Below are 22,065 nucleotides of genomic sequence, written 5' to 3' on the forward strand. Positions count from 1 at the left end.
TGAGCGCTCACCTGGCCGGAGGCCGACCGCACCCGGGGACCCCGGCCCCGGGCCGTCTCTCCGTCGGCCGAGGGCCGTCCGCCCACGGGTGTCATGTCCGCCTCGGGAACGCCACCGGGCCCGGGTGATGCACTCGGCCGACCGCTCACTCGGCCGACCGCTCACGCGGGTGAGCGCTCACGTGGCCGGAGGCCGACCGCACCCGGGGACCCCGGCCCCGGGCCGTCTCTCCGTCGGCCGAGGGCCGTCCCGCGGGTGTCATGTCCGCCTCGCCGGGAACCCCACCGTCGGACCGGGTGACGCACCCCGGCCCCGACCGCTGACGTGGCCGGAGGCCGACCGCACCCGGGCGGACCCGGGCCTCGCGCCCACTGGCCGGGTCCGCGTCCGGAGTCGACACTGGGAGGCGTGCGCACTGTGACTGCGACGGCAGCAGCCGTCACCGCCGTGATAGGGGCCGGCGCCGCCGCGGTGGCCGCCGGCCGGTTCGCCAGCGACGCCGCCCTGAGGGTTCCCTCGGGCCGGCCCCTGCCCACCGAGCCCGGGCTCACCGTCCACGCCACCGCCGCGGGCCAGGTCACCCTCACGCGTGACCTCGCCGCCCTGCGGCCCGGCCGCTACGGACTCGTCGGCGAGCGCTTCCACGCGGTCGTGGGACCCGTTCTGGCCGGTACGGCTCACTCCGCCGACACCGTCGTACGCCGCCTCGAACGCGTCACCTACGGGACGCCCGAACCCGGCGACCGGGCCCGTTTCGCCCCGAACGTCCACGTCGGCGACCCGGCCACCGCGCTCGGCGTCGACCACACCGTCCTGGACGTGCCGGGCGAACTCGGGCCGCTGCCCGTGTGGTTCGTGCCCGGAGCCCGGGACACCTGGGTGATCGCCGTGCACGGCCTCGGCACCACCCGCGAACACGTCCTCAACGTGCTCGACGCCCTGCACCGCAACCAGTTCCCGGTGCTCGTCCCCGCCTACCGGGGCGACCCGGAGGCGCCCCGCTCCCCGGACGGGCTCAACCACCTCGGCGAGACCGAGTGGCGCGACCTCGACGCCGTACTGCGGCACGCGGTCGACTCCGGCGCCCGCAAGGTGGTGCTGTACGGCTTCTCCACCGGCGCGACCATGGCGCTGCGCGCCGCCGCCCGCTCCGAACTGCGCGAACACGTCGCCGGGCTGCTCCTGGACTCCCCGGTGCTCGACTGGGAGTCCACCCTGCGCGCCCTCGCCGGCGCCCGCCGCACCCCCGGCGTGCTCCTGCCGCTCGCCGTCCGCGCCGCCCAGGGCCGCACCGGCCTCTACGGCGACCACCGGCCCGGCGCGGTGCGCCTGGACGGCATCGCGGTCCCCACGCAGATCTTCCACGGCCCCGACGACACGGTGGCCCCCTGGCGGTTCTCCCGCCGCCTCGCCGCCGCCCACCCCAACACCGTCACCCTGCAGACCGTCAGGGGCGCCCCGCACGCCGCGATGTGGAACGCCGACCCCGCCACGTACGAGGAGTCGCTGCGGAGGTTCCTCGTCCCGCTGATGTGAGCCGGCGCGGCGCGTGGACGCCATTGCGGCGGGCCCTCCCGAGGGGTGCCGCGGCGGGCGGTGCGACGGATTCCGTTTACGGCCGGGCCATTGGCTTGATCAGGTCCCTCCGGCACCGTCCGGGCCGGTACGACGACGGTCGCCGAGGCGCCCCGCGGCATTCCGTTTGGGTTTTCGGACCGTCAACCGGAAGACTGCACCCGTGACGTCCCGTATCCCGCGCGACTCCAGGCTTCGACTCGTCCGCCCGCGACCCCTGGCCGCCGCCCCCGCAGCGATCGAGCAGCGGCGTGTGCGCCGCCCCGCGCCACGCCCTCCGGAGGGCACGCCCGCACCGGCCGAGCTGGCCGGAATGGCTCGCTCCGTCCTTGCCGCGGCCGCCCGCGTGGCCCGCTGGGCCGACCGCGCCCTCGGCCCCGGCGGCGACAGCGCCACCGCCGACGGCAAGGCCACCCTGTCCGACGTGACCGCCCGCCGGGCCGCCGAGGCCCTCGGCCTGACCGTCGATCAGGTCCGTGCCGACTGGGACACCGCCCGGCTGGCCGGCCTCATCGAGGTGCACGGCGACAGCGCCCGCCCCGGCTGGCGGCTGCGCGCCTGGGACCGCGACGACAGCGCCGTGCTGCGCGGCTGGGTCGCCCTCTGCGACGCCTGGTCGCTGGCCTGCCCCGAGCCCGAGGACTACGAGCCCTCCGCCGTCGCCGAGGCCGTGACGGCCATGCCGCAGGTGCTGTCCTTCCTCCAGCTCTCCGCCGGGCCGGTGCCCGTGCCCCAGCTGCTCGACCTGCTGGAGCAGCGGGTCACCGAACTGCGCACGGAGCGCTGCGAGGTGGACTACGGGCCGCGGCCCGACGCGCCCCACGCGCCCGCCGTCGCCCCGGAGCCGCGCCCCGCGCCCTCCGCGGACGCCCCGCTCCAGCCGCTCCTCGACTGGGCGCTGCGCGCCCTCGCCTCCGTCGGCGCGCTCACCTACGGCGACGGCCAGGCCACCCTCACACCGCTCGGCAGCTGGGCGGTGTGGGTCAAGCTCGAGCAGATCTGCGTCGCCGCGCAGAGCCCGGCCGGCAACATCGAGCAGGGCGCGGAGGACATGCTGCGCGGGTGCGCGCGGCTCCGTCCGGCCGCGGCCCGCGCCGAGTACCGCGCCTGGCTCGCCGCCCGGCCCGTCGGCAGCGCCGTCACCGAGCTGATCGCCGCCGCGCGCGGGGAGGACGCGCTGCTGCGGGGGCTCGCCTTCGAGGCGCTCCGGGTGGTCGGAGCCCCCGCCGAGCCGGAGGTACGCGCCGCCCTCGACGAGCCCGCGCTGCGTCCTTACGCCCTGCTGTGGCTCGCCGAGCACGACGGGGTGGACCCCGAGGACGCGCACGAGGTGCTGACGCGGGAGGAGGCGACGTGGCTGTGGGTCGACACGGCCGCGGCGGTCGCGGACCACGGGGAGGCGCCGCTGCTGCTGCGTCACCTGGAGACGGCGGTCCAGCCGACGGTGCCGGCCCTCCTGGCCGAGATCCGCGCGGTGGGGCACCCCCGCACGGTCCAGGTCCTGGTAGCCCTGGCAGCAGCCCACCCGGACCCGGCCTTCGCGAAGGCGGTCCGAAGGGCGGCGTTCCAGGTCCACAAGGGGGGCTGAGGACGGGGGCACGGTGCGGCACCCCCGCGGGACGCGGTAGCTGAGGCGCGGTACCCAGGTGCCGCAACGGCCACCGCGCAATCAGCCCCCCACCTCCGGCGCATACGTACCGAAGCTCCACACGTTGCCCTCCAGATCCCGGACCATATAGTCCCGCGACCCATACGCCTGATCCGCCGGAGGCATCAGCACCTCCACCCCCTGCTCCACCGCCCGCCGATGATGCGCGTCCACGTCGTCCACGACGACGTACACCCCCGCCGGCCCCGCCCCCTCCATCGCCTTGTCGAACACACCCCCACGCCCCTTGGACCCCAGCATCACCACCCCGTTCCCGTGGGCCAGTTCCGCGTGCTCCACCGTGCCGTCCTCCCCCTCGTACACCGACACCTCCGTGAAGCCGAGCCCCTCCGTCAGCTGACGGATCGCCGCCTTCGCGTCCGCGTACAGCAGCGTCGGGACGACGCTCGCACCCGCCATGACGATCACTTCCTCGTGTCCGAAGCGCACCGATATGTCTCGTCACAGGTCAGTGTGACACCCGCCACCGACAACCACAGACAGCAGTCCGCGCGCGGAAAACCCCTTGCCCCGCCCCGTTAGAATGGCTCGCATGGCCATTCTCCTCGCGCATTAGACGGCGGGAACGCCCTCAGCCGCCCACCGCCCTCCACACCTGCCCTGGAGTCTGTCCGTGATCTCCGCCTCCGGCATCGAGCTGCGCGCCGGTGCCCGTGTCCTCATCGAAAGCGCCACTTTCCGCGTCGCCAAGGGCGACCGCATCGGCCTGGTCGGCCGCAACGGCGCGGGAAAGACCACGCTCACCAAGGTCCTCGCCGGCCAGGGCATGCCCGCCGCCGGCACGGTCACCCGCTCCGGCGAGGTCGGCTACCTGCCCCAGGACCCCCGCACCGGCGACCTCGACGTCCTCGCCCGCGACCGCATCCTCTCCGCCCGCGGTCTCGACGTACTGATCCGCAAGATGCGCGAGAACGAGCAGCGCATCGCCAACGGCCAGGGCGCCACCCGCGAGAAGGCGCTGAAGCAGTACGAGCGCCAGGAGACGGAGTTCCTGACCAAGGGCGGGTACGCCGCCGAGGCCGAGGCCGCCACGATCGCCGCCGCGCTGAACCTCCCCGACCGGGTGCTCGGCCAGCCGCTGCACACCCTCTCCGGCGGTCAGCGCCGCCGCGTGGAGCTCGCCCGCATCCTGTTCTCCGACGCGGACACCCTGCTCCTCGACGAGCCGACGAACCACCTCGACGCCGACTCCATCGTCTGGCTGCGCGACTACCTGAAGACCTACCGCGGCGGCTTCATCGTGATCTCCCACGACGTCGACCTGGTCGAGACGGTCGTCAACAAGGTGTTCTACCTGGACGCCAACCGCGCCACGATCGACGTCTACAACATGGGCTGGAAGCTCTACCAGCAGCAGCGCGAGGCCGACGAGAAGCGCCGCCGCCGCGAGCGGCAGAACGCCGAGAAGAAGGCCGCCGCGCTGAACGCCCAGGCCGACAAGATGCGCGCCAAGGCGACCAAGACGGTGGCCGCGCAGAACATGGCCCGCCGCGCGGAGAAGCTGCTCGCCGGTCTGGAGGAGGCGCGCCAGTCCGACAAGGTCGCCAAGCTGCGCTTCCCCGAGCCAGCGCCCTGCGGCAAGACCCCGCTGATGGCGGAAGGCCTGTCGAAGTCGTACGGCTCGCTGGAGATCTTCACCGACGTCGACCTGGCGATCGACAAGGGCTCCCGGGTGGTCATCCTCGGGCTGAACGGCGCCGGCAAGACCACCCTGCTGCGGCTCCTCGCGGGCGTCGAGCAGCCCGACACGGGCGCCGTCGTCCCCGGTCACGGCCTCAAGCTCGGCTACTACGCGCAGGAGCACGAGACCCTCGACCCGGACCGCACGGTCCTGGAGAACATGCGCTCGGCCGCGCCCGATCTGGACCTCGTGGAGGTCCGCAAGGTGCTCGGCTCGTTCCTCTTCTCCGGCGACGACGTCGACAAGCCGGCCGGGGTCCTCTCCGGCGGTGAGAAGACCCGTCTCGCGCTGGCGACCCTCGTCGTCTCCTCGGCGAACGTGCTGCTGCTCGACGAGCCCACCAACAACCTCGACCCGGCCAGCCGTGAGGAGATCCTCGGCGCGCTGCGCACCTACAAGGGCGCGGTCGTCCTCGTCACCCACGACGAGGGCGCCGTCGAGGCGCTCCAGCCGGAGCGGATCATTCTGCTGCCGGACGGCGTCGAGGACCTGTGGGGCTCCGACTACGCGGATCTGGTCGCGCTCGCCTGATCCGAAAACCCCTGTGGCGGGGTCAGCGGAGTTTGATCGAATGCGTGATCCACTGTGTATGGATCATTCGGCCCATCGGTGATCCATCAATCGTGTGAGATCTCCTCATCCTGAGGTGTGTCCTACACGGATTTCGCGGCCGGACCCTCTCGGAACGAAGGTTCGGCCGTCGCGTCTTTCTGACCTGCGAATTCCTGGAGAAACCCGTTCGGCGGTCGCGTCGGAGCCGCTTGGAATTCCTCATTCCGGATGTGGGGACACGCTCCCGTCGTCACAAGGTTGTCTTATCGACCTTGCCGAATGGGTGGCCATCGGGCCCGGGAGGGGTGATCATGAGGAGACCAGAGCGCACTTCCCATGAGGAGGCACGGGTGGCCGAGACTCTGAAGAAGGGCAGCCGGGTGACCGGCGCCGCGCGCGACAAGCTCGCGGCAGACCTGAAGAAGAAGTACGACGCCGGTGCGAGCATCCGTGCGTTGGCCGAGGAGACCGGCCGCAGTTACGGGTTCGTGCACCGCATGCTGAGCGAGTCGGGCGTCACGCTCCGAGGGCGTGGCGGGGCGACACGGGGCAAGAAGTCCCCGTCGGCCTGATCCCCGGGGGCTCGCAGACCCGATGGTGGCCACCCGGTCGGCCGTCCGACCGGCCGGGTGGTTACTGTGCAGTCACTTAGACGACCGCACCCATCGGAGGCGCCCCATGGCTTCGTCCCCCCAGGACCTCGGTCCGGTTCTCGACAAGGACGGCGTACGGCTCACCGTCGACGACGCGATCGCCACGGTGACGCTGACCAACCCGGCCAAGCGCAACGCGCAGAGCCCCGCTCTGTGGCGGGCGCTGACCGAGGCCGGTCAGCTGCTGCCCGGCTCCGTTCGGGTCGTGGTGCTGCGCGGGGAGGGCAAGTCGTTCTCCGCCGGGCTCGACCGGCAGATGCTCTCGCCCGAGGGAATCCCGGGTGAGCCGTCTTTCATCGACCTGGCGCGCAGTGACGACGCCGCGCTGGACGCCGCCATCGCCGGCTACCAGGACGCGTTCACCTGGTGGCGGCGCAACGACATCGTGTCCATCGCCGCCGTGCAGGGACACGCCATCGGGGCCGGGTTCCAACTGGCCCTCGCCTGTGACCTGCGCGTCGTCGCGGACGACGTGCAGTTCGCCATGCGTGAGACCAGCCTCGGCCTGGTGCCCGACCTGACCGGCACGCACCCCCTCGTCGGCCTTGTCGGCTACGCCCGCGCGCTGGAGATCTGCGCGACGGGCCGTTTCGTCACGGCCGAGGAGTCGGTGAACATCGGCCTCGCCAATCTCGCCGTGCCCGGCGCCGAACTCGACGGCGCGGTGCAGGACCTCGCGGCGGCGCTGCTGGCCGCGCCGCGCGACGCCGTCATCGAGACGAAGGCGCTGCTGCGGGGCGCGCAGGGGCGCACCTACGACGAGCAGCGGGGCGCCGAGCGGGCGGCCCAGGCGCGTCGCCTGCGGGACCTGGCCGGGCTCGGCGAGTAGTCCGGTGGCCGTGACCGGCCGACGGCGGGTCAGTCCAGGTCGGTGACCAGGACGGCCACCGTCGGCCGGTCCGCCGACGCCTCCGCCACGGCCGCCCGCACGGCACGGGCGACCTCCAGCGGCCGGAAGCCGGCCGCGACGGCGAGATCCACGCGCGCGTGCCGCCGGGGAAGAGCGTCCCCGGCCGCCGACGCCCGCTCGCCGAGCCGCACCCCCCGCCCCCACACCCCGGTCAGGCGGCTCACCCCTGGCACCCCCAACACCACGTCGGCGACCCGCTCGCCTTCCGGCCCGGCACCACGGTCAACCGCGGCACCACTGCCGAAAGCCTGTGCGGTGTCCCGCGCGCCCGCACCGCCGGAGGCACCGGCCACCCGCCCCGCGTCAGGCGCGCCCGCGCCCTCGGGAGCGTCCGCGGCTCCGGCCGCGCCCACGACCCCGGGCGTTCCCGCGGCTCCGGGCCTGCCCTCACTCCCGGACTCGTCCGCCGCCCCGGCCTCGTCGGCACCCTCGGGCGTGTCCGCCGCCCCGGACCCGTCCGCACCCCCGGGCGTCCGCGCGCCCCGGGTCCGGTCCGCATCCTTGGGCGTGTCCGCCGCCCCGGTCTCGTCGGCACCCTTGGGCGTGTCCGCCGCCCCGGTCTCGTCGGCACCCTTGGGCGTCCGCGCGCCCCCGGCGCTGTCCGCGGCCTCGGGCGTGTCCGCCGTCCCGGACCCGTCCGAACCCCCGGGCGTCCGCGCGCCCCCGGCGCTGTCCGCGGCCTCGGGCGTGTCCGCCGCCCCGGTCTCGTCGGCACCCTTGGGCGTCCGCGCGCCCCCGGCGCTGTCCGCGGCCTCGGGCGTGTCCGCCGTCCCGGACCCGTCCGAACCCCCGGGCGTCCGCGCGCCCCCGGCCCCGTCCGCACCCTCCGGCGGTTCCGCCGCCCCGCCCCGGCCCGCCCCCGGCTCCTCGTCGAGCAGCTCCGTGACCCGGAGGTCCACCTCCACCACGTCCAGCCCCACCCGTTCCGTCGCGGCCACCGCCAACGCCGTCCGCAGTCGAGACGCCGTCTCCGGCAGGGGCCACGCCGCCGTCGTCGCGAACTCCGCCGTGAGTCGCAGCGGGCCCGGGGGGAGGGCGCTCGGCGGGGCAGGGACCGCCGGCTCGACGGCCGTGTCGAGGTCTGCGAGGCCGAGCCGGACCCCGTCCAGGCGTACCTCCGGCACCTCCCGTTCCGCCGCCGCGCGCAGCGCCCCTCTCGCCGCCCGTTCCGCGATCCACGCGCCGTCGTACGGCCCGCCCAGCGGCAGGAATCTGCCCAGCCGCACCTGTTGCCGCACCATCCGCGTCCATCGGTCCGCCGTCATTCCTCCAGCCTGCCGTATTGCCGGAGCGGATCGGGGCAACCGCGCATAATGTGGTCGAAGGAGGACGACCGAAGGGATGTATGGCGATGACCGACATGACCGAAGGCGGCTCGGTACGGGCTCCTGACAGCGACAAGACGCTCGGCGACTCCGGCACGCGCCGGGGGCAGTCCACGCGGCGTGGCGGCGGCGACCCCGCGGCCCGTGGCCGTACGACCATCGCCGACGGCGTGGTCGAGAAGATCGCCCATCTGGCCGCCCGGGACGTCCTGGGCGTGCACGCCATGGGCAGCGGCATCTCCCGCACCTTCGGCGCGATGCGCGAGCGCGTGCCCGGCGGGTCGAAGTCGGCGACGCGCGGGGTGAAGGCCGAGGTCGGCGAGGTGCAGACCGCGCTGGACCTGGAGATCGTCGTCGACTACGGCGTGTCCATCGCCGACGTCGCCAAGGACGTACGGGAGAACGTCATCGCGGCCGTCGAGCGGATGACCGGACTCGAGGTCGTCGAGGTCAACATCGCGGTGAGCGACGTGAAACTGCCCGACGAGGAGGAGGACGAGCCCGAGACCCGGCTGCAGTGAGACACGCTGAGCGGAGGAGCGACGCATGAGGATGGCCGTCGTCGGCATGATCGCCGGCATGGCGTTGGGCTTCGCCGGATATTTCGGCGGATTCGGGGCTTTCCTGCTGGTGGCGGCCCTGGGCGCGGTGGGTTTCGTGGTCGGCCGGCTGCTCGAGGGCGACCTGGACCTCGGCGACTTCTTCCGTCCCCGTGACGAACGGCGGCGGTGACGGGGGTGGGCGCGGGGGCCGTGGAGCTCGGCGGAGACCCGCGGACCGTCGTCCCTCCGGCGGAGCGCGGGGAGACCACGATCGCCGACCGGGTGGTCGCGAAGATCGCGTCCCAGGCGGCGCGTGAGGCCCTCGGCACGCTGCCGAGGGACGCGGAGCCGCCGCACGCGAGCGTCGTCGTCCGGCACGGCCACGCCCGCGTGCGGGTGCACGTGGAACTCGACTATCCCGGCGACGTCGGCGGCCGCTGCGCGCGCGTGCGGCGGCGGATCGTCGACCGGGTGCGCGACCTCGCGGGGATGTCCGTCCCGGAGGTCGTCGTCCAGGTGGAGCGGCTGCATCTGGCCGCCCACCCCGACACGCCCGTCGGGAGGCCGGCATGAGCGGGACGCCGGACACGACGGCCGGTCCGACGGCACCGGCCGCGGAGAGCGGTGCGACCATGGGCGGCGCGAGCGGCGGACGCCGGCGCTTCTGGTCGGCCCGCCGCGTGCCGGCGGGCCTGGTGGCGCTGGCGGTCCTGGTGATCGCGGGCTGGTTCCTCTACGACATCGCGGCGGTACGCGCCCACCGGCCGGGGATGAGCTGGAGGCACGAGCTCGCCCGGCAGCTCGCCGAACGGCAGTTGGACGACGTGTGGGTGCTGACCGGTGCCGCCGTCGCCGCCGCGCTCGGCCTGTGGCTGCTGGTGCTGGCCCTCACCCCGGGACTGCGGTCCGTGCTGACGATGCACCGCACCCACCCCGACGTCCGCGCCGGCCTCCACCGGGACGCGGCCGCCATGGTGCTGCGGGACCGGGCGCTGGAGGTGGCCGGTGTGCAGTCGGTGCGGGTGGCCGTGAAGCGGAGGAGGACGGACGTGCGGGCGGTGTCGCACTTCCGCGACCTGGACGACGTACGGAAGGACCTGACCGCCGTGCTGGAAGGGGCGATCCGGGGGCTGGGCCTGGCGCGGCCGTCCCCGCTGACGCTGCGTGTGCGGCGGCCCGGCCGGAAGGGGCGGTGACCGTGAACACGACCGTCAACCGTGTGCTGCTCGCCCTGGCCGGGCTGGTGCTGTTCGCGCTGGGCGGCTCGGTGCTGGCGATCGGCCTGGGCGCGCCCGCGCCCTCCTGGTGGCTGCACGACGGACGGAACGACGTGCTGCTCGACGACTCCGAGCGGACCCGGTGGCGGGACGAGGGCTGGTGGTGGCCGGCAGTGATCGCCGCGCTCGCCGTGCTGGTGCTGCTCTGCCTGTGGTGGCTGGTCTCCGTGCTCCGGCGGCGGCGCATGTCGGAGGTCGTGGTCGACACCGGCGACGGCGAGATCGCGACGCTGCGGGGCCGCTCCCTGGAGCACGCGCTCGCCGGGGAGGCGAATCGTCAGGACGGCGTCGCCGAGGCCCGCGTCCTGCTCACCGGCCGCCGCGGCACCCCGCACACCCGGGTCGTCCTCCTCCTGGAACCCCACGTAAACCCGGGCACGGCCCTGGACACCTTCACCGCGGGCCCGTTGACCCACGCCCGCACCTCGGCGGGCCTCCCGGAGCTTCCGTCGGAGGTGCGCCTCCGGGCGGTGAAACACCGCCCGGAACGCGTCACCTGACGTCACATCAGCCGGATTCAGAACCCGTGCCGAGAGCCCCCGTCCACCGGCAGCATCACGCCCGTGACGTACGACGCCGCCGGGGAGAGGAGGAACGCCGCCGTGCGGCCGAACTCCTCGGGGGTGCCGTAGCGGCGCAGGGGGATGCGGGACTCGGCCGCCTGGCGGGTGGCTTCCGGGTCGGCGGAGAGGGAGTCCAGCTCGCGCACGCGGTCGGTGTCGATGCGTCCGGGCAGCAGGCCCACCACGCGGATGCCGCGGGGGCCCAGTTCGTCGGCGAGGGACTTGGCGAAGCCGGCCAGGCCCGGGCGCAGTCCGTTGGAGATGGTCAGGCCGGGGATCGGCTCGTGCACCGAGCCGGACAGCACGAAGCCGATGACACCCCCCTCGCCCAGCTCCGCGGCGGCCGCGCGGGCCAGCCGTACCGCGCCGAGGAACACCGACTCGAACGCCGCCTGCCACTGCTCGTCCGTGGTGTCGGCGACGAACCCCGGCGGGGGTCCGCCCACGCTGACGAGGACGCCGTCGAAGCGGCCGAACCGCTCGCGCGCGGCCGCGATCAGCCGCTCGGCGGCCCCGGGGTCGGCGTTGTCGACGGCCACCCCGGCCGCCGCGTCCGGCCCCAGCGCGGACACGGCCTCGGCGACCGCGTCCTCCTTCCGCCCCGTGACGACCACCTTCGCGCCCTCGGCGACGAGCGCCCGCGCGGAGGCGTGGCCCAGCCCGCGGGTGGCCCCGGTGACGACGTACACCCGGTCCTTCAGTCCAAGATCCATGGCCCTATCCTGCCTCCTCGTCGCCAAACAGGGCGAGGGCGCTGTTCACCAGGCCGATGTGGCTGAACGCCTGAGGGAAGTTGCCCAGCAGCCGGCCGTTCACCGTGTCGTACTCCTCGGCGAGGAGCCCCACGTCGTTCGCCAGGCCCAGCAGCCGTTCGAAGAGTTCGCGGGCCTCCTCGGTGCGGCCCGTCATGTGCAGGGCGTCCACGAGCCAGAACGCGCACGCCAGGAACGCGCCCTCCTGCCCGGGCAGTCCGTCCAGTTCGGCGGCGTCCGGGGTGTAGCGGCGTACGAGACCGTCCTGGCCCAGCTCCGCCCGGATCGCGTCGATGGTGCCGAGCACCCGGGGGTCGTCCGGCGGCAGGAAGCCGGTGCGGGGGATCAGCAGCAGCGCCGCGTCCAGCTCCCGCGAACCGTAGGACTGCGTGAACGTGTTGCGCTCGGGGTCGTAGCCCTTCTCGCACACCTCCCGGTGCACCTCGTCGCGCAGTTCGCGCCAGCCGTCGAGGTCGCCGTCCAGGTCCGGGAACTTCTCCAGCGCGCGCACCAGACGGTCGGCGGCCACCCACACCATCACCTTGGAGTGCACGAAATGGCGCCGCCCGCCGCGCACCTCCCACAGGCCCTCGTCCGGCTGCCGCCACGCCGTGCGCAGGAAGTCCAGCAGCACCGACTGCAGCGCCCACACGTCCGGCTGCGCGGACAGCCCCGCGCGCCGGGCCAGTGCGAGGGAGTCCACGACCTCCCCGTACACGTCGAGCTGGAGCTGTTTCACGGCGTCGTTGCCGATCCGCACCGGGGTGGCGCCGCCGAAGCCGGACAGCCAGGGGATCTCGAACTCCGGCAGCCTCCGCTCGCCCGCGAGCCCGTACATGATCTGCAGGTCCGCCGGGTCGCCGGCGACCGCGCGGAGCAGCCAGTTGCGCCAGGCCTCGGCCTCCTCCATGTACCCGGCGGCGAGCAACGCGCTCAGGGTGAGCGTGGAGTCGCGCAGCCAGCAGAAGCGGTAGTCCCAGTTCCGTACGCCGCCCGGCTCCTCCGGCAGGGAGGTGGTGGCGGCGGCGACGATCCCGCCGGTGGGGCGGTAGGTGAGCGCCTTCAGCGTGATCAGGGACCGCATCACCATGTCCCGGTGCGGCCCCCGGTAGCGGCAGCGGGACGCCCACGCCTGCCAGTCCTTCACGCTGTGCCGCAGCGAGGCGTACGGGTCGATCAGCGCCGGGCGCGGCTCGTGCGAGGGGTGCCAGGTGAGCACGAAGGCGACCCGCTCGCCCTCCTTCACCGTGAACTCCGCGTGGGTGCCGAAGTCCTCGCCCCAGGTGTGCACCTCCGGCTCGCTGCGCAGCCACACCGAGTCGGGCCCGGCCACCGCGACCCGGTGACCGTCGGCCCTGCGCACCCACGGCACGATGGAGCCGTAGTCGAACCGCAGCTTGAGCGTGCTGCGCACGGTCACCTCACCGCTGAGGCCCTGCACGATCCGCACCAGGTCGGGCGCCGTGTGCCGCTGTGGCATCAGGTCGGTGACCTGCACGGCGCCGTCGGGTGTCTCCCACACGGTGTCCAGGACCAGCGAGTCCTCGCGGTAGGCGCGGCGCGCGCACCGCTCCTGGCCCGGCGGGGCGATGCGCCAGTGGCCGTTGCTCTCGTCGCCGAGCAGCCGGGCGAAGCAGGCCGCCGAGTCGAAGCGGGGCAGGCAGAGCCAGTCGATCGAGCCGTCGGCGCCCACCAGGGCAGCGGTCTGCTCGTCGCCGATGAGCGCGTAGTCCTCGATTCGCAGCACGGGGTGCGGGTTCCCTGCGGCCGGGGGCCGCAATCAGCCCGGAGGCCGGGGGAGTGACGGTCCGTCGGCTGCGGCGGCGCCGTCGCCGGAGAAGATCACACCGGGTTCGACGGGCGCCTGGTTGAGCACCCACAGCCCGATCAGCGTGGCCAGCGCGAACACGACGGCGACCAGCACGGTGAGCACCAGCCGGCGGCGGCGCTCCCGGCGCAGCCACTCGCCGCGCGCGGTGCGGTAGGCGTCCGGGTCGGGCAGCACCCCTCCGGCCAGGGCGTGCAGGGCGTCGGCGAGCTGCCGTTCGGTGTGCTCCGCGTCCGGCGGCCGGGTCGGCTCGGGCGGTTCGTGGCCGGTGCGGTCCTGGCCGGCGTCACGCGACGGGGTCGCATCCTGATGCTTCATCGCCGGGTCTCCATGGCCTGGGTCAGCGCGGCGATGCCGCGGGAGGTGTGCGTCTTGACGGAGCCGCGGGAGATGCCCATCGCGGCGGCGATCTCGGCCTCCTTCAGCCCGAGCCAGTGGCGCAGTACCAGCGCCTCGCGCTGCCGGGCCGGGAGCTGTTGCAGTGCGTCGATCAGCACCCGCTGGTCGTCCCGCAGCAGCGCGGTGTTCTCGGCGGACGTCACGGTCGCCTCGGGCGGAGGGGCCGGCTGCTCCTCGTGCCGGCGGGCGACCTGGAGGTGGCGTATCCGCATCCGGGTCAGGTTGCAGACCGTGGAGCGCAGATAGGCCTCGGCCGCGGCGACGTCCTTCAGCCGCCGCCACCGGCGGTAGATCTGGTAGTACGCCTCGGCGACCACGTTCTCCGGGTCGTCCGCGCCGAGCAGCACGGCGAGCCGCAGCATCGAGGAGTAGTGCAGCTCGAAGAGGCGGGCCACACCGGCCTCACGCTCCAGGTCGGCGGGGTCCGAGACCGGTGCGGCGAGCGGGGCGGGCGGGTCCGGCGGCTCGGGCGGCGGGGCGGCCGGGGCCGGGGGCAGGGTGACCGGGGGACGGTGTCTGCGTATCACGCGTTGTTCGCTCCCGTCGGAGGACGTCGCCCGGCGCGCGGGCGGGACGGCAGGTCGGTGGAGTCGGGTCCGCGCGGGACGCCGAGCCGGGCGAGGACGGGCGTGGCGGCCACCGCGACGGCCAGGTTCAGCACCAGCGCGGCGACCCCGGCGTAGATCTCGGGCGAGCCGGCGACGAGCGGCACGGTCGAGGAGAAGCCCTCCCGCACCACCAGGTAGGTCCCGGCGGCCATGCCCACGGCCCAGCCGGCGAGCAGCGCCCGCGGGTGCAGCCACCGCGTGTACAGGCCGACGGCGACGGCCGGGAAGACCTGGAGGATCCACACCCCGCCGAGGAGCTGGAGGTTGATCGCGTCCTGGTCGCGCAGCCCGAACACGAACGCCACCGCGCCGAGCTTCGCGGTCAGCGACACCGCCTTGGCGACCCGCACCTGCCGCTTCGGCGTGGCCGTCGGGTGGACGTACTCGACGTACACGTTGCGCACGAAGCTGGTGGCCGCGGCGATGGACATCACGGCCGCCGGGACCAGCGCGCCGACCACGATCGAGCCGAACACCAGCCCCGCGAGCGGGCCCGGCATCAGCCGGTCGACCAGCATCGGCACCGCCGCCTCCGCGCCGCCCTCGGGAGCCCGCACCCCGGCGGCGAGGGCCGCGATCCCGAGGAAGCCGAACAGCGCGAGCAGCGCCGTCCAGGCGGGCAGCCCCGCCGACACCTTGCGCAGGGTGCGCGTCCCGTCGGCGGCGAACCCGGCGGTCAGCACGTGCGGGTACATCAGCAGCGCCAGCGCGGACCCGAGCGCGAGCGTCGCGTACGCGGGCCGCTGTTCGGGCGTGAGCACCAGCGGCGAGTGGGCGGGGTCGGTGCCGCCGAGGGCGTGGGCGGCCCCGTCGAAGACCGCGCCGGGACCGCCGGACCGGTCCAGGACCAGCCAGCAGACCGCGGTGAGCGACACGAACACCGCCACCGCCTTCAGCGCGGCGATCACCGTGGGCGCCCGCAGCCCGTGCCGGTAGGTGGCCACCGCCAGCCCGGCGAACACCGCCGTCATCGCCAGGTCCCCGACGACGCCCGGCGGGTAGAGACCGCCCGCCGTGAGCACCGCGCGGATGCCGAGCAGCTGGAGCGCCAGGTACGGCATCGTCGCGAGGATGCCGGTCAGCGCGACCACCAGGGCCAGCGGGGCCGAGCCGTAGCGGCCGCGCACGAAGTCGGCGGCCGTGACGTAGCCGTGCCGCCGGGCCACTTCCCAGAGCCGGCTGAGCAGCACGAACGCCAGCGGGCACACGATCACCGTGTACGGCACCGCGAAGAACGCGGACGCGCCGTTGCCGTACGCGAGGCCCGGCACGGCGGTGAAGGTGTACGCGGTGTAGACCGTCCCGCCGAGCAGCAGCCAGGTCCAGCCGGCGCCGAGGCTCCGGTCGGCCAGCGCCCAGCCCTCCAGCGAGGGCAGCCGGTCGCCGGGGCGCAGCCGGCGTGCGGTGACGGCGAGCAGCGACGCCCCGCCGATCACGGCGAGGAACGTCGTGGTCATGGCTGCGCCGGCCATGGATCACCGTCCTTGGTGTGCTGTGCCCTCGGGAGAGAGTTGCGCGGACGGCCCGTCCGGATGACGGAAACCGGCCGGTTCCGTGTCCGGAACCCATCGGTGACACGCCCGACGGTGCGCCACTCTCGCACAGAACCCGGCGAACGGGGAGAAGCGGGGGAGCGCGGTCAGACGGCCGCGGACTCGGCGGGGGCGGTGTCGGACGCCCCGGAGTCGGTGTCCTGGCCCGTCTTCGCGGTCCGCTCGCGCGCCTCACGGCGGGCCAGCACGACCCAGCCGACCGGGACGGCCGCGGCGAACAGCCACCACTGGACCGCGTACGCGTAGTTCAGCGCCGCGTTCTCCTTGCCGGGGTCACCCAGCTGCTGAGGGAGGCCGCCCTTCGGCTCGGGCCCGGTCTGCGCCACGTAGCCGCCGAGCACGTCGGCGTCCAGCCGCTCCGCCTCCCGCTCGCTGTCGATCAGCATGATCTGCCGGTCGGGCAGGCCCTCGAGGTCCTTGATGCCGCTGGCCTCGGTCGTCTCGTCCGGCATCAGCCGGCCGGTGATCGTGGTCTCCCCGGCCGGCGGCGCGGGCACCTTCGGGAAGGCGGTCTGGCTGGGGCCGTCGGCGGGGATCCAGCCGCGGTTGACCAGCAGCACCTTGCCGTCGTCGAGGACGAACGGCGTCAGGACGTGGAAGCCGATCTCCTCGTCGGCGTTGACGCGGCGGCGCACCACGACCTCGGCGTCCGTGTCGAACCGGCCCGTGGCGGTCACCGTGCGGTACCGCTCGGCCCGGGTCACCGCGTGGCCCGGGGCCGCGAGCCGCTCCACCGGCACCGGGTCGGCGGCCAGCGCGTCGGTCACCAGCTGGTTGCGCGCGGAGCGCTCCTCGGAGCGGTTCATCTGCCAGATGCCCAGCGCGATCATCGTGGGGACGAGAAGCAGGGCGACCAGTGTGAGGGTCACCCATTGCCGGGACAGCAGGAAGCGGTACACCCCATGAAGGTACAACCCGGGCGCGCGACGATCCGAGCCGGGTACGGCCCCACGCCCCGCGCGCCTTCCCGCGGGCGGCGGGCCGGTCAGGTCTCCGAGGCGGGCTCGACGTCCGCGAGGAGCTGGCCGAAGGCGGCCTCGTCGACCACCGGCGTGCCGAACTGGCGGGCCTTGACCGTCTTCGACGTGCCCGAGTCCGGGTCGTTGGTCACCAGGAGGCTCGTGAGCCGCGACAGGCTCGTCGCCACGTGCAGCCCCGCCTCGGTCGCCCGGTCCTCCAGGAGGTCGCGCTCGGTGGACGTGTCCCCGGAGAACGCCACCCGCATGCCCTGCTTGAGACGCTTGCCCGGTTCATACCGTCCCGGGTTGGGATAGGGGCATGCGGGTCTTTTGCGGGAGGGGCGCCAACTGGAGGGCGCCCGCCCGCCGTAGGACGCCTGCTGCCCGATACGGGGACGGTCCGACCACTCGGTGAGCGGCCGGCACTCGTGCAGCGGCAGCCGTACGCCGCCCGCCGCCGCGGCCCGCAGGCTCGGCCGGAACGCCTCCGCCAGCACGCGCGCGTCGTCCAGCGCGTGGTGTGCCCGGCGCTGCACCACGCCGAAGTGCGCCGCGAGCGACTCCAGCTTGTGGTTGGGCAGCGGCAGCCTCAGCTCCTTCGACAGGGCGATGGTGCACAGCCGTTGTCTCACCGGGGCCTCGCTGCGCGCGCGGGCGTACTCGCGGGCGATCATCTGCCAGTCGAACACCGCGTTGTGCGCCACCAGGACGCGGCCCTCCAGACGCGCCGCGAACTCCGCCGCGATGTCCTGGAAGAGGGGCGCGCCCTCGAGCACGTCGCTCGTCAGCCCGTGTATCCACACCGGGCCCGGGTCGCGCTCCGGGTTGACCACCGTGTACCAGTGGTCCTCGACCTCGCCGCGCGCGTCCAGCCGGTAGACGGCCGCGGAGATGATGCGGTCGTCCCGGGCCAGCCCCGTCGTCTCCACGTCGACGACCGCGTATCCCTGCGGATACGCGGCCGGCCACGCGGTGGGGGAGGCGGCTGCGGCGGTGAGATCTTCGAGCATGGTTCATGAGGATACGGCCCGCTACCGACAGGCCTGTCCGTCAGGTGCCCCGTGCGGCGCGTCCGTTCACGACGCGCGCGTGACGGCGCGTACGACGGCGCGCGGGGCGGTCACCAGCGGATCGGCACCGGCAGCGCGGTCAGCAATCCCGACACCGCGACCACCAGGGCGAGTACGCACACCTCCGCCCGCGCGGGTGAACGCGCGGTCAGCGGGTCGGCCGCGCGCGACAGCCGCACCCGCGCCCACAGGGCCAGAGCGGACACGCCGGCCATCAGGACCAGCTTGGCGAGCAGCACGCGCCCGTACGCGGTGTCCGTCAGCTGCTCCAGGATGGTCCCTGGCGGCATCCGGCGCAGTGAACTGCACACCCCCGTCGCGGTGATGGCGGCGAGCAGGACGAGCGCCACGCGCGCGTAGCGGCCCAGCAGCGCCGCGCCCGCCTCCACGTGCCCCCACAACCGCAGGGTGCGCAGGACGTGCGGCAGGCCGCCCGCCCACAGCGAAGCGCACGTCAGATGCACCAGCGTCAGCCCCGACCCGACGAGCGGGCTGTACTCGGTCGTCGGATGCGCGCGCAGCGCCTCGGCGACGACGACCGCCGCCAGCGGCAAGGCCTGCGTGACGGGACGGCGGGACGCGGAGCACAGGGCTGCCGCGAGGAAGCCGTTGACCTCCAGCAGGGCGAGCTTGCCGTCCCGCGTCTCGTAGAGCCCGCCCACGTCGATGTCGGCGGGGCTGCTCGGCACGAGGTTGCCGGTCGCCACCACGGACGCGAGTCCCAGGGCGGCCACGAAACCGACGGAGTCGGCGACGGTCGACCAACTCCGGGGCAGGGCGGGCGGCGCGCCGGGAAGCGTACGCGCCAGCCGTACGGCGAACAGTTCGCCCAGGGGCACGGCGAGCGCGGCGAACAGCACGGTACGCAGCAGGGCGATGCCCCCGGTCCCGGGCGCCTCCGCCTCCCCGGTGCCGTGCAGCGCGGGCGACGGCCCGAACAGGGGGATCAGCGCGCCGAGCACCACCAGGACGAGCACGGCCACGGACCGCCACCGGCCACCGGAGGCCTCGGACGCCCGGGACCGGGACCTGGATTTCGTGAGAGTCACCCCAGGATCTTCACAAGATCACACAGAGCGGGGCAAGTGGCGGGAGACATGCGGACTTTGTCTCTCCGTCGGGGGAGGCGTGCCACTCACAGCCACCGCGCCGCATCCGCTCCCCACACCCCCGGCCCCCGCGCCCAGTCACGCGGCCCGCCCTCGAACTCCACCGGGGGCAGCGCGTACCGCAGCCGTCCCAGGGGGCTGTCCCGTTCCGCGAGCCACGGTGTGGCAGACACCTCGCCGCCGGGTACGGCGTCACCCGCACCGCCCGCCAGAAGTTCCGCCGCCGTCCGCGCCAGCGCCACCCGCACCAACCGGCTGCCGCCCTCGTCCGCCTGGTCCGACAAGGCCCGCAGCACCCCCGCCGCGAGCAGATACCCCGTGCCGTGGTCCAGCGCCTGGGCCGGCAGCGCACCGGGGCGGTCCTTCTCGCCCTCGATGCGGGCGACGCCCGTCGCCACCTGGACCAGGCTGTCGAAGCCACGGCGTCCCGCCCACGGCCCGGTCGCGCCCCACGCCGACAGCTGGGCCACGACCACCCCCGGCCGCCGCTCGGCCGGCGCCTCCGCGCTCAGCCCGAAGCGGTCCAGCGAGCCGGGCCGGTACCCGGTGACGACCACGTCGGCCGACGCCAGCAACTTCTCGAACACCTCCCGCCCGGAGGCCAGCTCCAGCAGCGCCGAGCGCTTCCCGAAACCCGTGTCGGTGTGCTGGTCGGGCAGTTCGGGCATCCCGGGCGGGTCGAGCCGCAGCACGTCCGCGCCCAGCAGCGCGAGCGTGCGCGTGGCGACCGGCCCGGCGATGACCCGGGTGAGGTCCAGCACCCGCAGCCCCGCCGCCGGCAGCAGCGGATCGCCGACACCCACCGGCGCGAACTCCCGCGCGGGCGCGGAGTCCAGCCGTACCCGCTCCACCAGCGGCAGCCGTGCCACCGCCGCCGCCTGCCCGTGCGCCGCCCACTCCCCGGGCGTCCGCAGGGCGACGGCCAGCCCGCCCGCCGCGGTGACCGTCTCCTCCACCTCCTGAGCGGACCTGCCCGCGAGCACCGCGGCCACCGCGTCCGGATCCTCCGGCGCGCCCAGCGCGGAGAGCAGGCGCGCGCGATGGTGCGGATAGTTGGCGTGGGTGCGCACCCACCCGTCCGCCGTGCGCCAGAACCGCGACAGCGGGGCGAAGCTCTCCGCGGCCCGCCCGTCGACGCGCAGGTGACGTTCACTCACGAACGCCGTGGCTACCGCCCCGTCGTCCACCCGCACCGCGGGAACCTCACCGCCGCCCGTGCGCCGGGCCGCGAGCTCGGCGGCGGCCAGCGCGCACACGCCGACGCACGCCCCCGCGAACTCCCGTACCGGCAGCCGCGAGGGCAGCACACCGGACCGCTCGACGGCGGACACCCGCGACACCAGGGCGGGATCGCCGCCCAGACCGGACCAGAAGGACGCGAGACGAGTCATGGCCCTACTCTGCAACACCGGGAGGGGCCGGGCGCATCCGCCCGGCCCCTCCCTGAAACGCCCTACGAAGCGACGACGACTACCGCGTCACCGCGTCCAGCGCGTCGGCCATGCCCCAGCCGTAGAAGCCGTTGAGGTTCTTCGGGCCCTCGCACACCGCGTCGGCCTTGCCGTCGTTGTCGATGTCGTACGGCTTGGTGCAGGCGGTGGCGTCGGCCTGCGCGTACAGCAGAGCCTTCACCAGCGCCGGCGGCGCGTACGGGTGCCGCGACTTGATCAGCGCGGCGACGCCCGCGACGTGCGGGGACGCCATCGACGTACCGGCCATGTAGCCCCAGCGGCCACCCGGCAGGGTGCCGAGGATCAGACCGCTGGTGGCGGGCGGCTCGGGCGTCTGCAGGGCCGTCGAGTCACCGCCGGGGGCGGCGATGTCGACGATCCCCAGGCCGTAGTTGGAGAACGACGACTTCAGGCCCTTCGCGCCGGTCGACGCGACCGTCACCACGCCCGGGAGCTGCGTGGGGATGTCGAGGCACTCCGAGGGGTCGATCACCCGGTCCGACGGGGTGCCGTCGTTGGGCGAGGACGGGTCGGTGATCTCGTCGGACGCGAGGTCGTAGTTCTCGTTGCCCGCCGCCGCGACGTTCACCGCGCCCTTGCGCTCCGCGTACCGCGTGGCCCGGGAGACGGCCTCGACGAGCGCCTTCTGGTCCGGGTCGTCCGTGCAGTTGAAGTACCAGGGGTCGGTGTAATAGCTGTTGTTGGTGACGTCGACCCCGTGCTCGGCCGCCCACATGAAGCCGCACACCACGGCCTCGGCGTAGAAGTAGCCGTCCGGGTTGGACACCTTGATGCCGGAGACCTTCACCCCGGGGGCGACACCGGTCATGCCGACGCCGTTCTTCGCGGCGGCGATCTCACCGGCGACGTGCGTGCCGTGCGGGCTCTCGGCCGCGCCCGGACGCCAGGCGCCCTCGCTGGTGTCGGGCTTGCCCGCCACACAGTTCACCGACGCGGCCCGGTCGAAGTTGGGCGCGATGTCGGGGTGCGTGTCGTCGACGCCCGTGTCGATGACGGCGACGGTCACCTTCGAGGAGCCCAGCGACTTCTCGTGCGCCTTGTCCGCCTTGATGGCGGGCAGGTCCCACTGCAGGTTCTGCAGCGGGTCCTGGCCGTCCGCGGCCTCCTCAGTCGCCTCGGCGACCTCGGCGGCGCTGAGCACCTTGGGGGAGCCCAGGTCGGTGGTGGCCGCCGACGGCAGCGGCGCGTTGCGGGTGGCGCCGGCGGACTGCACCCCCGGCACCTGGCGGATCGTCTTCGCGAAGTCGGCGTTCGCCGCGTGGACGACGATCACGCCGATCTCGTCGTACGACGTCACGATCGTCCCGCCGGCCTTGGCGATCGCCTTCTTCACATGCGCCGGCGCGCCGTGCCCGCCCCGCACGTTGACCACGTAGCTCAGCGAGGCCGCGTCCGCGGAGGCCGCCCCCTGATGGGCCGGGGCGGCCGTGGCGGCCGTGTTCGGCAGGAACGCGAGCGCGGTCGCCAGGGCCATGCCGGCCGGGACGACCAGCGCCCGGCGGTGGCGCGGGTGAGACGCTGTCATGAAGTCTCCAGTTCGTTCACTTTGACGTGCGGACGGTACGGCG

At 74.2% G+C, this 22,065-nt stretch carries 22 protein-coding genes; 10 read left to right on the forward strand and 12 right to left on the reverse strand.

What is annotated here, in order from left to right; genetic code table 11:
- Positions 1-408: 408 nt before the first annotated feature.
- Both ACQY0Z_RS16265 and ACQY0Z_RS16270 read left to right on the forward strand, forming a co-directional pair.
- Positions 409-1,536, forward strand: a complete 1,128-nt coding sequence (locus ACQY0Z_RS16265) for an alpha/beta hydrolase (protein WP_254588715.1) — start codon at positions 409-411, stop codon at positions 1,534-1,536.
- 352 nt (positions 1,537-1,888) lie between these two features.
- The gene (locus tag ACQY0Z_RS16270; protein WP_254588714.1) at positions 1,889-3,163 is read left to right on the forward strand and encodes a hypothetical protein; all 1,275 of its coding nucleotides are present in this window, start codon (positions 1,889-1,891) and stop codon (positions 3,161-3,163) included.
- Positions 3,164-3,244: 81 nt separating this feature from the next.
- Here ACQY0Z_RS16270 and ACQY0Z_RS16275 read toward each other — a convergent pair whose 3' ends face one another.
- Entirely contained in the window at positions 3,245-3,643 is a 399-nt protein-coding gene (locus ACQY0Z_RS16275; RefSeq protein WP_439812455.1) for a VOC family protein, read from the reverse strand.
- Between the two features lie 214 nt (positions 3,644-3,857).
- Here ACQY0Z_RS16275 and ACQY0Z_RS16280 point away from each other — a divergent pair, with 214 nt between their 5' ends.
- The 3 genes from ACQY0Z_RS16280 (at position 3,858) to ACQY0Z_RS16290 (ending at position 6,959) form a co-directional block, all read left to right on the forward strand.
- Complete coding sequence (locus tag ACQY0Z_RS16280; RefSeq protein WP_189899655.1) at positions 3,858-5,456, forward strand: ABC-F family ATP-binding cassette domain-containing protein; 1,599 nt, start codon at positions 3,858-3,860, stop codon at positions 5,454-5,456.
- Positions 5,457-5,827: 371 nt separating this feature from the next.
- On the forward strand, positions 5,828-6,049 hold the full coding sequence (locus ACQY0Z_RS16285; RefSeq protein WP_006132657.1) for a helix-turn-helix domain-containing protein: 222 nt from the start codon (positions 5,828-5,830) through the stop codon (positions 6,047-6,049).
- A gap of 106 nt (positions 6,050-6,155) precedes the next feature.
- Positions 6,156-6,959, forward strand: a complete 804-nt coding sequence (locus ACQY0Z_RS16290) for an enoyl-CoA hydratase/isomerase family protein (protein WP_028960728.1) — start codon at positions 6,156-6,158, stop codon at positions 6,957-6,959.
- 29 nt (positions 6,960-6,988) lie between these two features.
- Here ACQY0Z_RS16290 and ACQY0Z_RS16295 read toward each other — a convergent pair whose 3' ends face one another.
- The gene (locus ACQY0Z_RS16295; protein WP_439812456.1) at positions 6,989-8,305 is read right to left on the reverse strand and encodes a hypothetical protein; all 1,317 of its coding nucleotides are present in this window, start codon (positions 8,303-8,305) and stop codon (positions 6,989-6,991) included.
- Positions 8,306-8,391: 86 nt separating this feature from the next.
- Here ACQY0Z_RS16295 and ACQY0Z_RS16300 point away from each other — a divergent pair, with 86 nt between their 5' ends.
- From ACQY0Z_RS16300 to amaP, 5 genes are read left to right on the forward strand one after another with little or no spacing between them, the layout of a single operon-like run.
- A complete protein-coding gene (locus ACQY0Z_RS16300) occupies positions 8,392-8,886 on the forward strand; it encodes an Asp23/Gls24 family envelope stress response protein (protein WP_189899657.1) in 495 nt (164 codons plus the stop codon).
- Between the two features lie 25 nt (positions 8,887-8,911).
- On the forward strand, positions 8,912-9,097 hold the full coding sequence (locus ACQY0Z_RS16305; RefSeq protein ID WP_026243403.1) for a hypothetical protein: 186 nt from the start codon (positions 8,912-8,914) through the stop codon (positions 9,095-9,097).
- Positions 9,094-9,480, forward strand: coding sequence for an Asp23/Gls24 family envelope stress response protein (locus tag ACQY0Z_RS16310; protein WP_189899658.1), 387 nt, complete (start codon positions 9,094-9,096; stop codon positions 9,478-9,480). Before ACQY0Z_RS16305 ends, ACQY0Z_RS16310 begins: the two co-directional genes overlap by 4 nt.
- The gene (locus ACQY0Z_RS16315; RefSeq protein WP_189899659.1) at positions 9,477-10,103 is read left to right on the forward strand and encodes a DUF6286 domain-containing protein; all 627 of its coding nucleotides are present in this window, start codon (positions 9,477-9,479) and stop codon (positions 10,101-10,103) included. Before ACQY0Z_RS16310 ends, ACQY0Z_RS16315 begins: the two co-directional genes overlap by 4 nt.
- Complete coding sequence (gene amaP, locus ACQY0Z_RS16320) at positions 10,100-10,684, forward strand: alkaline shock response membrane anchor protein AmaP (RefSeq protein WP_439812457.1); 585 nt, start codon at positions 10,100-10,102, stop codon at positions 10,682-10,684. Before ACQY0Z_RS16315 ends, amaP begins: the two co-directional genes overlap by 4 nt.
- Before the next feature lie 17 nt (positions 10,685-10,701).
- Here the strand turns inward: amaP and ACQY0Z_RS16325 are convergent, their stop codons facing one another.
- The 10 genes from ACQY0Z_RS16325 to ACQY0Z_RS16370 form a co-directional block, all read right to left on the reverse strand.
- Complete coding sequence (locus tag ACQY0Z_RS16325) at positions 10,702-11,460, reverse strand: SDR family oxidoreductase (protein WP_254588306.1); 759 nt, start codon at positions 11,458-11,460, stop codon at positions 10,702-10,704.
- 4 nt (positions 11,461-11,464) lie between these two features.
- The gene (locus ACQY0Z_RS16330) at positions 11,465-13,246 is read right to left on the reverse strand and encodes a glycoside hydrolase family 15 protein (RefSeq protein WP_347225523.1); all 1,782 of its coding nucleotides are present in this window, start codon (positions 13,244-13,246) and stop codon (positions 11,465-11,467) included.
- Between the two features lie 33 nt (positions 13,247-13,279).
- Positions 13,280-13,645 (reverse strand): hypothetical protein, encoded by a 366-nt coding sequence (locus tag ACQY0Z_RS16335; RefSeq protein ID WP_254588308.1) that lies wholly within the window; start codon positions 13,643-13,645, stop codon positions 13,280-13,282.
- A complete protein-coding gene (locus tag ACQY0Z_RS16340) occupies positions 13,642-14,253 on the reverse strand; it encodes a sigma-70 family RNA polymerase sigma factor (RefSeq protein ID WP_381731076.1) in 612 nt (203 codons plus the stop codon). Before ACQY0Z_RS16340 ends, ACQY0Z_RS16335 begins: the two co-directional genes overlap by 4 nt.
- A complete protein-coding gene (locus ACQY0Z_RS16345; RefSeq protein ID WP_189899666.1) occupies positions 14,250-15,806 on the reverse strand; it encodes a sodium:solute symporter family protein in 1,557 nt (518 codons plus the stop codon). Before ACQY0Z_RS16345 ends, ACQY0Z_RS16340 begins: the two co-directional genes overlap by 4 nt.
- A 167-nt stretch (positions 15,807-15,973) precedes the next feature.
- Positions 15,974-16,786 carry an SURF1 family cytochrome oxidase biogenesis protein gene (locus ACQY0Z_RS16350; protein ID WP_189899668.1) on the reverse strand — a complete coding sequence of 271 codons (813 nt, stop codon included), beginning with the start codon at positions 16,784-16,786 and terminating at the stop codon, positions 15,974-15,976.
- Positions 16,787-16,872: 86 nt separating this feature from the next.
- Entirely contained in the window at positions 16,873-17,856 is a 984-nt protein-coding gene (locus tag ACQY0Z_RS16355) for a DEDDh family exonuclease (protein ID WP_189899670.1), read from the reverse strand.
- A gap of 110 nt (positions 17,857-17,966) precedes the next feature.
- On the reverse strand, positions 17,967-18,899 hold the full coding sequence (locus ACQY0Z_RS16360; RefSeq protein WP_430541742.1) for a CopD family protein: 933 nt from the start codon (positions 18,897-18,899) through the stop codon (positions 17,967-17,969).
- A gap of 152 nt (positions 18,900-19,051) precedes the next feature.
- Complete coding sequence (locus tag ACQY0Z_RS16365; protein WP_347225521.1) at positions 19,052-20,416, reverse strand: CoA transferase; 1,365 nt, start codon at positions 20,414-20,416, stop codon at positions 19,052-19,054.
- A gap of 79 nt (positions 20,417-20,495) precedes the next feature.
- Positions 20,496-22,022 carry a S8 family peptidase gene (locus tag ACQY0Z_RS16370; RefSeq protein ID WP_347225520.1) on the reverse strand — a complete coding sequence of 509 codons (1,527 nt, stop codon included), beginning with the start codon at positions 22,020-22,022 and terminating at the stop codon, positions 20,496-20,498.
- Between the last annotated feature and the right edge of the window lie 43 nt (positions 22,023-22,065).

This window comes from Streptomyces sp. P9-2 (assembly GCF_051903975.1).
Classification (GTDB): Bacteria; Actinomycetota; Actinomycetes; order Streptomycetales; family Streptomycetaceae; genus Streptomyces; species Streptomyces cellulosae.